The 13,039-nt window shown below is 69.9% G+C and carries 14 protein-coding genes; 7 read left to right on the top strand and 7 right to left on the bottom strand.

Annotated features, from left to right (window positions below):
- Window positions 1-227: 227 nt before the first annotated feature.
- Window positions 228-1,019: an SDR family oxidoreductase gene (locus HWX22_RS24050; protein WP_175916541.1), complete on the top strand. Its 792-nt coding sequence runs from the start codon at window positions 228-230 to the stop codon at window positions 1,017-1,019.
- 282 nt (window positions 1,020-1,301) lie between these two features.
- Here the strand turns inward: HWX22_RS24050 and HWX22_RS24045 are convergent, their stop codons facing one another.
- Complete coding sequence (locus HWX22_RS24045; protein ID WP_175916540.1) at window positions 1,302-2,282, bottom strand: NAD-dependent epimerase/dehydratase family protein; 981 nt, start codon at window positions 2,280-2,282, stop codon at window positions 1,302-1,304.
- 99 nt (window positions 2,283-2,381) lie between these two features.
- Between HWX22_RS24045 and HWX22_RS24040 the strand changes: the two genes are divergently transcribed.
- Complete coding sequence (locus tag HWX22_RS24040; protein ID WP_175916539.1) at window positions 2,382-3,281, top strand: LysR family transcriptional regulator; 900 nt, start codon at window positions 2,382-2,384, stop codon at window positions 3,279-3,281.
- A 45-nt stretch (window positions 3,282-3,326) separates the two neighbouring features.
- Here the strand turns inward: HWX22_RS24040 and HWX22_RS24035 are convergent, their stop codons facing one another.
- Both HWX22_RS24035 and HWX22_RS24030 read right to left on the bottom strand, forming a co-directional pair.
- Window positions 3,327-3,647 (bottom strand): hypothetical protein, encoded by a 321-nt coding sequence (locus HWX22_RS24035; protein ID WP_175916538.1) that lies wholly within the window; start codon window positions 3,645-3,647, stop codon window positions 3,327-3,329.
- Between the two features lie 196 nt (window positions 3,648-3,843).
- Complete coding sequence (locus HWX22_RS24030; RefSeq protein ID WP_175916537.1) at window positions 3,844-4,716, bottom strand: LysR family transcriptional regulator; 873 nt, start codon at window positions 4,714-4,716, stop codon at window positions 3,844-3,846.
- Window positions 4,717-4,853: 137 nt separating this feature from the next.
- Between HWX22_RS24030 and HWX22_RS24025 the strand changes: the two genes are divergently transcribed.
- Window positions 4,854-6,314 (top strand): MFS transporter, encoded by a 1,461-nt coding sequence (locus HWX22_RS24025; protein WP_175916536.1) that lies wholly within the window; start codon window positions 4,854-4,856, stop codon window positions 6,312-6,314.
- A gap of 69 nt (window positions 6,315-6,383) precedes the next feature.
- On the opposite strand, the gene HWX22_RS24020 is transcribed toward HWX22_RS24025, so the two are convergent.
- Window positions 6,384-6,581 carry an oxidoreductase-like domain-containing protein gene (locus tag HWX22_RS24020; protein ID WP_059819387.1) on the bottom strand — a complete coding sequence of 66 codons (198 nt, stop codon included), beginning with the start codon at window positions 6,579-6,581 and terminating at the stop codon, window positions 6,384-6,386.
- A 177-nt stretch (window positions 6,582-6,758) separates the two neighbouring features.
- Window positions 6,759-7,472, bottom strand: a complete 714-nt coding sequence (locus HWX22_RS24015) for an SDR family NAD(P)-dependent oxidoreductase (RefSeq protein WP_175916535.1) — start codon at window positions 7,470-7,472, stop codon at window positions 6,759-6,761.
- A 303-nt stretch (window positions 7,473-7,775) separates the two neighbouring features.
- On the opposite strand from HWX22_RS24015, the gene HWX22_RS24010 reads away from it, so the two are divergent.
- The gene (locus tag HWX22_RS24010) at window positions 7,776-8,453 is read left to right on the top strand and encodes a dihydrodipicolinate reductase C-terminal domain-containing protein (RefSeq protein ID WP_175916542.1); all 678 of its coding nucleotides are present in this window, start codon (window positions 7,776-7,778) and stop codon (window positions 8,451-8,453) included.
- Window positions 8,454-8,536: 83 nt separating this feature from the next.
- Here the strand turns inward: HWX22_RS24010 and HWX22_RS24005 are convergent, their stop codons facing one another.
- Together HWX22_RS24005 and HWX22_RS24000 are read right to left on the bottom strand one after the other, a co-directional pair.
- Window positions 8,537-9,346, bottom strand: a complete 810-nt coding sequence (locus tag HWX22_RS24005) for an SDR family oxidoreductase (RefSeq protein WP_175911562.1) — start codon at window positions 9,344-9,346, stop codon at window positions 8,537-8,539.
- Complete coding sequence (locus HWX22_RS24000; RefSeq protein ID WP_175916534.1) at window positions 9,343-10,176, bottom strand: molybdenum cofactor biosynthesis F family protein; 834 nt, start codon at window positions 10,174-10,176, stop codon at window positions 9,343-9,345. The genes HWX22_RS24005 and HWX22_RS24000 overlap by 4 nt, the downstream gene beginning before the upstream one ends.
- A gap of 170 nt (window positions 10,177-10,346) precedes the next feature.
- Between HWX22_RS24000 and HWX22_RS23995 the strand changes: the two genes are divergently transcribed.
- The 3 genes from HWX22_RS23995 to HWX22_RS23985 all read left to right on the top strand — a co-directional run bounded on the left by HWX22_RS23995 (window position 10,347) and on the right by HWX22_RS23985 (window position 12,981).
- Window positions 10,347-11,141 carry an AraC family transcriptional regulator gene (locus HWX22_RS23995; RefSeq protein ID WP_175911566.1) on the top strand — a complete coding sequence of 265 codons (795 nt, stop codon included), beginning with the start codon at window positions 10,347-10,349 and terminating at the stop codon, window positions 11,139-11,141.
- Between the two features lie 213 nt (window positions 11,142-11,354).
- The gene (locus HWX22_RS23990; protein ID WP_175916533.1) at window positions 11,355-12,278 is read left to right on the top strand and encodes a DMT family transporter; all 924 of its coding nucleotides are present in this window, start codon (window positions 11,355-11,357) and stop codon (window positions 12,276-12,278) included.
- Window positions 12,279-12,432: 154 nt separating this feature from the next.
- Entirely contained in the window at window positions 12,433-12,981 is a 549-nt protein-coding gene (locus HWX22_RS23985) for a hypothetical protein (RefSeq protein WP_059819391.1), read from the top strand.
- The last annotated feature ends 58 nt before the right edge of the window (window positions 12,982-13,039 follow it).

Raw genomic sequence — 13,039 nt, 5'->3', positions numbered from 1 at the left:
ACGCCCTTCACGGCTTCCCCTTCGCAACCGAGACTCCCCGTACCCTAAAATGCAGCTTCCTTTAACGACCATCCAGCTCCAAGTACTCCGCTCCCGCCAGGCTCCTTTTGGTTTTGGAAAGTACTGATCCGGCCGGTCGCCCCGGCGCGCGTTCATCCTTTCGGCGGATACCGGCGTGCGTCGGTGCCGCCTAAAGTGACCGGAAACGACACCTTCCGGAGAACGCCATGACGCACCCGCAACCCCGCACGATCGCCATCACCGGCGCAGGTACCGGCATCGGCGCCGCGTGCGCGCGCCGCTTCGCCGCCCGCGGCGATCGCGTCGTGCTGATCGGGCGGCGTCGCGCGCTGCTCGACGCGCTCGCCGCCGAGACGGGCGGCCTCGCGCTCGCCGGCGACGCCGCGAGCACGGCCGACTGGGCCCGCTTCCTGCCCGAGATCGCCGCACGGTTCGGCTCCGTCGATGCGCTCGTCGCATGCGCGGGCGGCCACGGTCTCGGCCGCGCGGACGAAACCGACGACGCGCAATGGCGCGACGCGCTGCATGCGAATCTCGACACCGCGTTCGTCAGCGCACGCGCGTGCCTGCCCGATCTGATCGCGCGGCGCGGCAGCATCGTGCTGGTCGCGTCGATCGCCGCGCTGGCGGCCGGGCCCGGCGTATGCGGCTACACGGTCGGCAAGCATGCGCTGCTCGGGCTCGCGCGTTCGCTCGCACGCGACTACGGGCCGCACGGCGTGCGCGCGAATGCGGTGTGCCCGGGCTGGGTCCGCACGCCGATGGCCGACGCGGAAATGGCACCGCTGATGTCCGCTCACGGCGACACACTCGACGGCGCCTATGCGCGCGTCAGTGCCGACGTGCCGCTGCGGCGCGCGGCCGATCCGGACGAAATCGCTGCCGTGTGCGCGTTCCTGGCGTCGTCCGACGCGTCGTTCGTGACCGGCGCGACGCTCGTCGCGGATGGCGGCGCGATGGTCGTCGATGTGCCGACGCTCGCGTTCGACACGCCGTGACGCCGGGAGACACGCAGCCCACGTGACACCGCGTTGCGAACGCCGCGCAACGTCGAGCGCGCGTGCCTTCCGGCATTCGGACGACCGCCTTCGTCCCCGCACGTCGCGGTGTCCGGCAGCTATGCGCGAAACCGCTCGGCCGCGATGCGTGGCGCCTCGATCCGGTGCGCGGGCGCAGTCTTCGGCACCGGTATGCGGTCGAGGTAGTGCCGGTCGTCGCAGGATGCAAGGTGGCCGGTGCGCATGCGATCGAGCGGATGAACCGCATGCGGGGGCCCGCCGTCATCGCAAGCAGCCCAGCCCCGCGAGCGCCGTCTCCACCGCGGTATCGAGCGGCGTCACCGGCTCGCGGCCCAGCACCGCCGTCACCCGCGCGTTGTCCATCCGGAGCGGCTCGCGCCACAGATAGCGCATCTCGAGCATCTCGCGCATCGTCGTGACGAACGGCGCCGCGGCCCACACGAGCCACCACGGGAAGCGCCGCACCGTCGGCCGCATCCCGTGCCGCTGCGCGACGCGGCGCACGGCCTGCGCCATCTGCGTGCCGTCCGCGTCCCAGTGCCCGCCGAAATGGAAGCGCGCGAACGGCTCCAGCGTGTCGCGTCGCTCGAGCAGCTCGATCATCGTGCGCGCGACGTCCGGCAGGTACGCCCATTGATGGCCGACGCCCGGGCGGCCCGGCACGCTGATGGCCGCGACGGGCCGCCCGGCCTTGACGAGCCCCTGCCCGAACCAGTTGTTGCCCGCATGCGCCCCGAAGAAATCGCCGGCCCGCACGATGATCGTCCGGACGCCCTGCGCGGTCGCCGCCTGCAACCGCCGCTCCATCTCGACGCGGATCGCGCCCTTGCGCGTCACCGGATGCTGCGGCGCGTCTTCGCGCAACTCGGGAAACGCGTCGGGGCCGTAGTTGTAGATCGTCCCCGGCAGCACGACGGTCGCCTGCGCCACCGTCGCCGCCGCGATCGTGTTGTCGAGCATCGGCAACACCTGCGTCGACCAGTTCCGGTAGCCGGGTGGGTTCACCGCATGCACGATCACGCTGCAGCCGCGCGCCGCGCGGACCACCGCGTCGCGGTCGAACGCGTCGCCACGCATCCATGCGATCCCGTCGCGCTCCACCGTCCCGGCGTCGAGCCCGCGCTTGAGCGCGCGCACCTGCCAGCCGGCATCGCGCAACTGACGCGCGACCTCGCCGCCGATGCCTCCGCTCGCGCCGAGCACGAGTGCCTGTCGTTGCGTTCCGCCTGCGTTTGCCGTCATGGCCGTTCTCCGTGAATGAACCGTTGTCTGCACGCATTCTGGCGCGGAGCCGCCTAACAAGGAATTGCCGAACCCAATCGATCAGATATACATTTATGTATGACCATCGATCTGAACTGGGAACGCTACCGCACCTTCCTCGCCGTGCTGACGGAAGGCTCGCTGTCGGGCGCGGCGCGCGCGCTCGGCATCACGCAGCCAACGGCCGGCCGTCACGTCGCGGCGCTGGAGGCCGCGTTCGGCCAGACGCTGTTCACGCGCTCGCCGTCGGGGCTGCTGCCGACCGAGGCGGCGCTCGCGCTGCGCGGCCATGCCGAGGCGTTGCGCAGCGCGGCGGCCGCGTTCGAGCGCGCGGCCGCGAGTCACGGCGCGGGCGTGCGCGGCACCGTGCGGATCTCGGCCAGCGACGTGATCGCGGTCGAGGTGCTGCCGCCGATGCTTGCGCAGTTGCGGCGCGACCATCCGGGGCTCGTCATCGAACTGGTGCCGACCGACCGCATCCAGGACGTACTGAAACGCGAGGCCGACATCGCGGTGCGGATGGCGCCGCCCGCGCAGGAAGCGCTCGTCGCACGGCGCATCGGCGAGATCGACGTCGCGCTGCATGCCCGCGACGACTACCTGGCGCGCAACGGGACACCGTCGTCGACGAACGAACTCGCGCATCACGCGCTGATCGGTTTCGATACGGTGACGCCGTTCATCCGTTCGGCGGGACGCGGGATGCCGCTGTGGAAGCGCGATGCGTTCGCGCTGCGCACCGACAGCAATCTCGCGCAGCTCGCGATGATTCGCGCCGGCTACGGGATCGGCTTCTGCCAGAACCGGCTCGCGCAGCGCGATGCGCGGCTCGTGCGCGTGCTGCCGGACGGGCCCGCGATGAAACTGGAAACCTGGGTGGTCATGCACGAGGATCTGCGGGCGAGCCCGCGTTGCCGGGCCGTGTTCGATGCATTGGCGAACGGGCTGCGCGCATATGCCGAAGGGACGGCCGACTAGGCCGTTCCAGCCCGCCGCGCCCGCGCATCGCCGCGACGCGACGCGCTATTCGTAGATCTTGCCGGCGAACAGGATGTCGGCCATGCGCCGCCACGGGTTGTCGGGCAGGTCGTAGCAGCGCAGCCCGTCCTCGGACACCTCGGCCCAGTCGACCATCGCCTCCAGGTACTCGCCGATCGAGCGGTTTTCCCAGCCGAGCGCGGCGGCCGCGAACGGCGACGGCGGCACGTCGGCGTCGAGCTGGCGCTCCTTTTGCCAGTCGTGGCCGAGCACGCGCAGGAAGTGGATCAGCGAGCGCTCGTCGACCACCCGCTCCAGCGCGTGCTGCAGCCGCGCGGCCATCTCGCTTTTCAGTTCGTCGTTCATGCGTCTCGCCCCCTGCTACGCAACGTTCGGAAAGCTTCCACCTCGCACCAACCGGGATACGTTTCCTCGACGATGAAGAAATCGTCGAAATAGACCAGCCCGAGCCGCTCGAACGATGATCCCGAAATCTCCCGATATTTTCATCGGTACCGACTCGCGTCGAATACGTGCCTCTGCGCCGACGCGCATGCCTGCGTCACATCAGCAATTGCCGCGACAGCACCTCGCGCGCCTGCGTGACCGTCTCGCGTTCGCCCGGCATCGGCGGCGTCAGCGAGAACACGGCGTCGGGCAGCGCCGGCAGCCGGTGTTTCGCGCCGAGCCGCACGAGACCCTCGCCGATCGCCGATGCGCACAGGCAGCCGACGCCGAGCCCCGCCGCCAGCATCGACTGCAGCCCCGCGACACCCGACGCGCTGTGCACGAGCACATACGGCGCGTGCTGCTCGTCGAGCGAGCGCACGGCGATCTGATGCATCATGCAGTCGTCCGGCAGCAGCACGAGCGGCAACGGCTCGGGCAACTGCTCGGCGAGCGCGGGCGACGCGACCCACGACAGCGGCTCGCGCCGCAGCACCCAGCGCGTATCGGCCGACGCGGGCCGGAACGGCCCGCTCGACAGGTTCATCACGACGCCCAGATCGATCTGTCCGCGCGCATGCGCGGCTTCGATCTCCGCGCTCTTCATCGCGCTCACGTGCAGGCTCAGTTGCGGGTAGCACTCCCGCAACCGCGCGAGCAGGCCCGCGACTTCATGCGTCCGGTAGTAATCGGTGATCGCGACGCGCAACTCGCCCTTGATCGCCTGTCCGCGGACTTCGTCGAACGCGGCCTCGTTCAGCGCGACGATGCGGCGCGCATGCTGCAGCAAACGTGTGCCGGCCGGCGTCGGCTCCACGCCGCGCTTGCTGCGCACGAACAGCGGCACGCCGGCGCGCGATTCGAGCTTGCGCACTTGCTCGCTCACCGTCGACTGTGACAGATGCAGCAACGGCGCGGCCGCCGTAAGGCTGCCCGCATCCGCCACCGCCGCGAAAGTGCGCAACTGATCCAGATCGAAACCGCGCATCGCCTTCTCCATCCATCGAATAACCCGATGGATGCTACCACTAATTCCCGCTTTTCCGATTCGTCGGCAATCCGCAGAATGTCGGTTCAACGGGTTTCGACCTACGGTGCGGCCCTCATTCTTCCGGACTTCCGTTCATGACCGACAACACCCTCGCCCCTTGCGCGCCGGCCGGCACGGCTGCCGCGGCGGCGCCGCGCAGCCATCACGGCTGGGCGCTCGTGGTCCTGCTGGTCGGCGCCATTCTGCCGCCGCTCGACTACTTCATCGTGAATCTCGCGCTGCCGGCCATCCGCGACGGCATCGGCGCACGACCGTCCGAGCTGCAGCTCGTCGTGTCGGCCTACGCGTGCGCGAACGCGGTCGTGCAGATCACCGGCGGGCGTCTGGGCGACCTGTACGGCCGCAAGCGGATGTTCATGATCGGGATGGCCGGCTTCGTCGTCGCATCGACGCTGTGCGGGCTCGCCGGCAGCGGCGCGGTGCTGGTCGGCGGCCGCGTGCTGCAGGGCCTGTTCGCCGCGATCCTCGCGCCGCAGGTGCTCGCGACGATCCGCAGCGTGTTCAGCCCGCAGGAGCAGGTGCGCGTGATGGGTTTCTACGGTTTCGTGTTCGGCCTCGCGGCCGTGATCGGCCAGCTGGGCGGCGGCGCATTGATCAGCCTGCATCCGTTCGGGCTCGGCTGGCGCGCGATCTTCCTGGTCAACGTGCCGATCGGCATCCTCGCGCTGCTCGGCAGCTGGCGCTTCATCCCGGAAAGCCGGCCGCCGCGCGGCCAGCGTATCGACGTGCCAGGCACGGTGCTGCTGTCGCTGTCCCTGCTGATGCTCGTCTATCCGCTCACGCACGGACGCGAGGCAGGCTGGCCGCTGTGGATGGTCGCGTGCATCGCCGGAGCGCTGCCGATGCTCGGCGCGCTACTGGCGGTCGAAGCGCGCCGGCTCGCCGGCGGCCGCGATGCGCTGCTCGACGTGCGCCTGCTGCGCAATCCGGTCGTCGCGCTCGGGCTCACGCTCGCGTTCCTGTTCTACATGCTGAGCGCGTTCTTCCTGAGCTACGGGATCTATCTGCAGGGCTGCTTCGACTGGTCGCCGCTCGCGTCGGGGCTGGCGATCCTGCCGCTCGGCATCGGCTTCCTCGCGAGCCCGCTGCTGATGCCGCGCCTCGTCGACCGGTTCGGCGGCCATCGCGTGCTCACGCTCGGCTTCGCGATGCTCGCGGCCGGCGTCGCGACCGCCGCCGCACTGGCCGGCGACCACGCGCCCGGCCCGGGCTTTTACGCGGGCATCGCGGCGATCGGCATCGGGCAAGGCCTCGTGCTGCCGTCGGTCGTGCGGATCGTGCTCGCGGAAGTCGACGCGGCGCGCGCCGGGGTCGCGTCGGGCATGGTCAGCACGATGCTGCAGATCGGCGCGGCCGTCGGGGCGGCGACACTCGGCGGGCTGTTCTTCGCGCGGCTCGGCGCGCAGCCGGGCGCGCTCGACTACGTGCAGGGGTTCAGGACGGCGATGTGGGCGCTGACGGTCGTGCTGCTCGTGTGCGTCGCGTTGTCGGCCGCGCTGGGGCCGATGCATCGCCGGGCGCGGGCCGGCGCGTGACGACGCGGGTCGGACGACACATCGCCGGCAGCGAATCGGGGCATGCGCGATCGCTTGCCGGCATCGAGCTCACTTGGGGTGCCTGGGTTGCGCGTGCCGCGCTTCCCATTCGGCCAGCTCGACGCGATAGCGCGCCAGCGCTTCGTCGTACAGGTCGAAAACGCACGGCGAGCAGCCGCTGTTGCAGCAGTCTTCCAGTTCGGGTTGTTCGGGCGGGGTGGGACGCGGATCGTCGGCGAGCGTTTCCGCGGAGGCAGGCTTGGTCACGGCTTCAGTCACATGATGTCGAACGTTCAGTATACGGTGATGGTCCGTTGCATGCAGGCATGCCGACCGTATGCAGCCGCGCCACCCGCTGATCGAAATCGCGACGATCGCGCAACCGCCGCGTGCGCGATTTCGCATGCCCTGACGTCATACGCGAGTGCGACCGTCCGCCATCCGCTACGCCACGCGACCGCTCACGGGAATCGATGCACCGGTGATCGCCTGCGCGTCAGTCGACAGCAGGAACCCGATCGTCGCGGCGATCTGTTCGGGCCGGACCCAGCGCGTGAAATCCGCGTCGGGCATGTCCGCGCGGTTCGGCGGTGTGTCGATGATGCTCGGCAACAGCGCATTCACGGTCACGCCGCGATCGAGCAGTTCCGCCGCCAGCGCCTCGGTGAGTCGCGCGACGCCCGCCTTCGCGGCCGCATACGCGCCCATTCCCGCGCCTGCCTTGAACGCCGCGCCCGCGCCGATGTTGACGATGCGGCCTGCCGGGCTCGCCACCAGATACGGCAGCGCGGCCTTCGACGCATTCAGCGCCGTCTTCACGTTCAATTCGTACATGCGGTCCCACATGGCCGCGTCGCCATCGGCGATCGTCTGCCACACGAACGCGCCTGCAATGTTCAGCAGCGCGTCGACCCGGCCGAATTCGCGATTCACGGTGTCAAGCGCGCGCGCAGCCGCCTGCGGATCGACGAGATCGATGCCGCCGAGGCGCAGCGCATCGGCCGGCACGCCGGGCAACGCCTGCGCGTCCGGCGCCGTGCCACGGCCGATCAGCGCGACGCGAGCGCCGTGCCGGCCGAGCCAGGCGGCGGTTGCGACGCCGAGATGGCCGAATCCGCCGGTGATCGCGACTGCCTTGCCTTTCAGGTCGTGTTCCATCGATGTGCTCTCCTGAGTCGAAGGGGGTTGGATGATACGCGGTTCGGTGCAATGCCGGCCGCGACACGGGCGTGCCCGGCCGGCGTTTCGACAGCGTAGCGCCGTTCACGCCTCCATGCGCACGACGCACAGGCGTCGCCGACGACGAAGTCGATCTGTCGATCCGCCGCGGCCGTGCAGGTGCGCGCCACGCGTGACGGCGTGGCCGGGCATAATGCGCGATCACGGCGCGCCGCACGATGCGCGTTGCACCGTGATCGCGCCATTTGCGTACCGAACCCCGAACCTCAACCCGTCTATCCCATGCAAGTACTCGTCGTTGGCACCGGCAAGCTGGCAACCGAACTGCTCGGCTCACACCGGCTCGACCCGGCAACCTGTCGCGTGATGGCCTGGTCGGACCCCGCACGCGGCGACGTCCGTTCGATCGTCGTTCACGCCGGCTCCGGCCGCGAGCTGCCTGCCGCGATCGAATTCTGCCGCGCAACGGGGTCGCCGCTCGTCGAGCTGTCCACCGGCTCAGACCTCGAAACCGGATCGCACGACTTCCCCGTCGTGCTCTGTCCGAATACGAACATCCTGATGCTCAAGTTCATGAGCATGCTGGAAACCAGCGGGCATCTGTTTCGCGACTGCCACATCAGCGTGACGGAATCGCACCAGGCCAGCAAGACGTCCGTGCCCGGCACCGCGGTCGGCATCGGCCAGTCGCTCGGCGTTCCCGCGCAGGACATCCACTCCGTGCGGGACCCCGCCGAGCAGCGCGACGCATTGCAGATTCCCGACGACCAACTCGGCCGCCATGCGTTCCACCGGATCCGCATCGAGGACGGCGCATGCAGCCTGCAATTCGAATCCCGCGTATACGGCGCGTCGCCTTACGCGGATGGCGTGTCGCGGATCGTCGAGGCCGTCCGGCAGCACGAGCTCGAACCTCGCCGGTACTCGATCGTCGAGTTCATTCACAACGGTTGGCTGTAAGCACAACGATGCGCGCGACGCGTCGGCGAGGCCCCCGCCGGCCCACTCGACGGCCCTGATCGCACGATCGCGCACGCGCCCTCTTAGCCGTCACCCAGCACGGCCCCGCTTTCCGGCAACGTCGCCCCGCCGTCGACGACGATCGTCTGCCCGGTGATGTACGCCGCATCGGCCGACGCGAGAAACAGCATCGCGTTCGCGATGTCCTCCGGCTCGCCCATTCGCGCGAGCGGAATGTCGCGCGCGATCTGCGCGGCGACCGACGCATCGCCGAGATTGCCGGCCGCCGGCGTGCGGATCATCCCCGGCTCGACGCCGTTGACCGTCACGTTGCGGCGCGCGAGTTCGAGCGCCGCCGCGCGAATGAAGCCGTTCACGCCTGCCTTCGACGCCGCGTAGTGCGCGAGCCCCGGATAGGCGACGCGCGGCCCGGTCACCGACGACGTGACGAGCAGCCGCCCCGCCCCCACACGCTCGAATGCCGGCAGCGCGGCCTGTGCAAGCCAGAACAGCGCCGACAGGTTGACCGACAGCGTGCGTTCGAGCATCGGCGCATCGATCCGCTCGAACGGAGTCAGCGGGAAATACGCGGCGTTGTGAACGACGACGTCGATCCGGCCGCCGTCGCGCTCGACCGCGTCGACCAGCGCGACGAGTTCGTCGCGGCTCGCGGCGTCGACGCGATACGCGCACGCAGCGCCGCCCGCGCTGGCAAGCGCGTCCGCCTGCGCGGCAGCGGCATCGCCGTTGAGATCGGCGAGCGCGACGAACGCACCGGATTGCGCGAAACGGCGCGCGATCGCCGCGCCGATTCCCTGCGCCGCGCCCGTGACGAGCACGACACGGCCACTGAAATCCGCACGCAGGCGGCCGCTGCCTGGCACGGCATTCATCGTTGCGCCTCGCCGGCGAGCGGATACACGGTTTCGTTCAGCACCTGCGCATGCGCGCCGATCGGGAAGTTCGACAGCGTGCCGAAATCGCCGCCCTGGTAGCCGAAGATCTTGCCGTCCGTCTTGCGTTGCGCGAGGTCGATCAGCACGACGCCGAGCGTCGGCACCACCTTCTCGCGCCATACGAACAGATACAACTGCTCGGCGAGCCTGAAGTAATGGCAGCGGTCCACGTCGGCCAGCCCGCCTTCGACGCCCTGCAGACACTGCCATGCGTAGAAGTTCTCGTTCAGGTAGATGTGCTCGTAGCATTCGGTCGGGCTGTAGCGATACATCGTGCGCTTGCCGACCAATTCGCGCGTGGGCCCGTGCAGCGGGCCCGGCCGCGCATGGCCGCCGAGCGTGCCGTGCCTGAATGTCGCATCGACGCCCGTCAGCGGCAGTCCGCGCGCGACGCGCGTGAACGCGTCGACCTGCGTGTCGGCTTCGGTCGGCAGCGTGCCGATCACCGACGTCCACACGCCGCCGACGACGTCGATCACGAGACTGACCGACGTCGCGCGCGCTGCCGGGTCGATGTAATCGACGAAGTACAAGTCGTCGCGCAGCCGCGTGACACGGCACGGCGCACGGCCGCCCGCGTCGGTCGCCGCGTCGCGCCATTGCAGCGCGCCCGCCTCGAACGTATAGACGCGCCATGCGCCCGATGCGTCGCCGAGGGCCAGCGATCGCCCGACGAGCTCGTCCACGGGCGCGAGGACGTTCGCGTCCGGCGCGAAGCCGTCCGCGAGCGCGCCAACCTGAATGAATACCGGGTCCTGTCGTTCCACCTGCCGTCTCCCGCGCAGCTTCAGGCCCGGCGGGCCGTGTACGCTGCTCATGTGCACATGGTGCGGGCTGCGCGCGCCGCGCGGTATCGGCCAAAAGGATGAAGGGCACGCGGCGCCGGAACGCGCTAAAGTGCACGTGATCCGCGCCGCTGCCGGCGCGAGGAGCGCCCATGCACCGTGTCACCCATTACCGACGCACCGATGAAGGCATCGAGGCGATCAGCCTCGAGTCCGACCGCACGTTTCCGCGGCACGCGCACGACGAATTCGGGGTAGGCGTGATCGTCAGCGGCGCGCACCGGTCCTGGAGCGGCCGCGGGCAGGTCGATGCGCTGGCCGGTGACGCGATCATGGTCAATCCGGGCGAAATGCACGACGGCATGCCGATCGAAACGGGCACGGGCCGGCGTTGGCGGATGCTGTACCTCGCGCCTGCACTGGTCGCGGGCGTCGCGGCGGAAGAAGGCCTCGGCGGTGTCGAGCTCGCGCACCCGGCAGTGCGTGACGCGCGGCTCGCGGCCGCGTTCGGCCGGCTGCATGCACGGCTCGTCGCAGGAGACACGCTGCCGCTCGCCCGCGACGAGGCACTCGTCACGCTGGTCGCCGGGCTGCTTGCGCGGCACTCGAACCGCGCGCTGCCGCCCGCCGGCGTCGCACCGGCGATCCGCGTCGCTCGCGAGCGACTCGATGCGGCGCCCGCCGCACCCGTTTCGCTGGCGGAACTCGCCGGCCTGAGCGGCGTGAGCCGCTTCCAGCTGCTGCGCGGATTCGCGCGCGAACTCGGCATCACGCCGCACGCGTATCTGATGCAGTCGCGCACGCGGCTCGCGCGCGCACTGCTCGCCAGCGGCCGGCCGATCGCGGATGCCGCGGCCGAAGCCGGTTTTGCCGACCAGAGCCACCTGACACGCGCGTTCGCACGCCAGTTTGGGATCACGCCGGGACGATTCACGCAGGCAGGCTGACGGACCTCGCCTCGCGGCGTGACCACCCGGTGCGCGGCGATGTCGATCTTCGCCGCCCGGCAGCAACGGCTCCGGATGACGGCGCTACCGGTCAACCGGAGGCGCCGGATACATCGCCGTTCCCGCTCACCCGCCCCGCTCACCGACGCCGCTGCAATTTCCGCTGCAATTTCGTTCAAGACGCCCGCGCCGCCGCACGCGACGATGCGGCACATGAAGACACGACTGATTGGCTATCTCTATCTCGCCGCCGCAATGGCCGGCGTCGGCAGCACCGTCATCGCGAGTCGCCTCGCGGCCGGCGGCCTGCCGCCGTTCACGGCCACCGCGCTGCGCTTCCTGATCGCAACCCCGCTGCTGTTCGGGCTGATGCGAGCGCAGCGAATGCGATGGCCGCGGGTCTCCGCACGCGACGCCGTGCTGCTCGTCGTGCAGGCTGCGGCGGGCGGTGTCGGCTATACGGTGCTGCTGATCAGCGGCACGAAGCTGTCGTCGCCCGTCGATGCAGGCGTGATGCTCGGCACGCTGCCGGCGATGTCGACGCTGATCGCGGCGGTCGTGCTGCGCGAACGGCAGACGCCGTGCGACTGGGGCGCGGCCGCGCTGGCCACCGCCGGCGTGCTGTTCGTCACGTTCGCGCCCGGCCAGGCCATGCCGTCGCTCCGGACGCTCGCCGGCGACGCGCTGGTGCTGGCCGCCGTCGCTTGCGAGGCCGTGTTCATCCTGCTCAACCGGCGGCTGTCGGCGCCGTTGCCGCCGCTCGTGCTGTCGACGGCGATGTCGGGCCTCGGCTTCGTGCTCGCGCTGGTGCCGGCCGCGTTCGAATGGCACGCGCTCGCGACCGGCTGGAACATCGGCGCGGTATCGGCGATCGCGTACTACGCGCTGGTGCCGACCGTGCTCGGCTATCTGTGCTGGTACGCGGGTTCGGCTCGCACGAGCGGCACCGAAGCCGCGCTGTTCACGGCGGTCGCGCCGGTCTCGGCCGTGCTGTTCGCGGTCGCACTGTTTGGCGAGACGCTCGGCGGCACGCGATTGCTCGGCATCGCGCTCGTCGTCGCGGGAATGCTGGTGGGTGCGACGCGGCGGCGCGAGCCGCCGGCACGCATCGCGTCAGCCGGTTGTCTCGATGGCTAACCTGTTCGTCGATCGATGGCCGTCACCGCGCGCCATCGACGACGACTGTAGGAATGTGTCCGCACACGGCAAAATCGTTGCGTACCGTCGCGCAAGATGCAATATTCGCGTGGCCGGGCCATTTGACCACCATCGAACAATAATTCGCATTGCCATGAACAAGAAGGAAGCCAAAACAAGAATCGCGGCGCTGCTGTCCGCGGGCGCGAGGAAAGCCGACGTGCTCGCCGAGCTCGCCGGACAGGGCCTCAAGGATCGCGTGCTCGCGCGCCTGATCGCGTCGCGCCCCGACCCCGAACTGTGCCGAAAGAACAAGGTGCATACCCGGATCCTGATCGCGCTCGGCATCGCGCAGTTGCTGATCAGCCTCGCACTCGCCTATCTGCTCCTGGTGGACGGGCTCAGCATCGGCGCCGCGGTGCTGTTCCTCGCGTTGACGGTGCCGCTGTCGCTGCTGTTCATCTGGGGCTTCGCGACTCATCGCGTTGGCGCGTATCACGCGTTCATCGTTCTGTCGCTGCTGCAAGTGCCGAGGACCATCGCCGATCTCGGCCGCGATCCGTCGGCCGCGCTGCCGACCCTCGGGGTGACGGTCATCCTGGTCGGCTACGTCTGGTTCGTCCGCAACCGGCTGTTCCCGGACTTCGGCTGGTTCACGCCGCGCAAGGTCGAGGGCCGTTACGCGTTCGTGGAAAGCGCCTGACGCTGTCGACCGCGCGCCATGAAAAAGGCGCCGGGCCGCCGCGCGATCGCGGGACGGC

The organism is Burkholderia sp. BCC1638, from assembly GCF_902833195.1.
GTDB lineage: Bacteria > Pseudomonadota > Gammaproteobacteria > Burkholderiales > Burkholderiaceae > Burkholderia > Burkholderia diffusa.
This window is presented reverse-complemented; position numbering and strand designations above follow the sequence as displayed.

Excerpts from the sequence above, each read along its gene's own strand:
- HWX22_RS24050 (WP_175916541.1), top strand. The coding sequence starts at position 228 with ATGACGCACCCGCAACCCCGCACGATCGCCATCACCGGCGCAGGTACC.
- HWX22_RS24045 (WP_175916540.1), bottom strand. The coding sequence starts at position 2,282 with ATGACGGCAAACGCAGGCGGAACGCAACGACAGGCACTCGTGCTCGGC.
- HWX22_RS24040 (WP_175916539.1), top strand. The coding sequence starts at position 2,382 with ATGACCATCGATCTGAACTGGGAACGCTACCGCACCTTCCTCGCCGTG.
- HWX22_RS24035 (WP_175916538.1), bottom strand. The coding sequence starts at position 3,647 with ATGAACGACGAACTGAAAAGCGAGATGGCCGCGCGGCTGCAGCACGCG.
- HWX22_RS24030 (WP_175916537.1), bottom strand. The coding sequence starts at position 4,716 with ATGCGCGGTTTCGATCTGGATCAGTTGCGCACTTTCGCGGCGGTGGCG.
- HWX22_RS24025 (WP_175916536.1), top strand. The coding sequence starts at position 4,854 with ATGACCGACAACACCCTCGCCCCTTGCGCGCCGGCCGGCACGGCTGCC.
- HWX22_RS24015 (WP_175916535.1), bottom strand. The coding sequence starts at position 7,472 with ATGGAACACGACCTGAAAGGCAAGGCAGTCGCGATCACCGGCGGATTC.
- HWX22_RS24010 (WP_175916542.1), top strand. The coding sequence starts at position 7,776 with ATGCAAGTACTCGTCGTTGGCACCGGCAAGCTGGCAACCGAACTGCTC.
- HWX22_RS24005 (WP_175911562.1), bottom strand. The coding sequence starts at position 9,346 with ATGAATGCCGTGCCAGGCAGCGGCCGCCTGCGTGCGGATTTCAGTGGC.
- HWX22_RS23995 (WP_175911566.1), top strand. The coding sequence starts at position 10,347 with ATGCACCGTGTCACCCATTACCGACGCACCGATGAAGGCATCGAGGCG.
- HWX22_RS23990 (WP_175916533.1), top strand. The coding sequence starts at position 11,355 with ATGAAGACACGACTGATTGGCTATCTCTATCTCGCCGCCGCAATGGCC.
- HWX22_RS23985 (WP_059819391.1), top strand. The coding sequence starts at position 12,433 with ATGAACAAGAAGGAAGCCAAAACAAGAATCGCGGCGCTGCTGTCCGCG.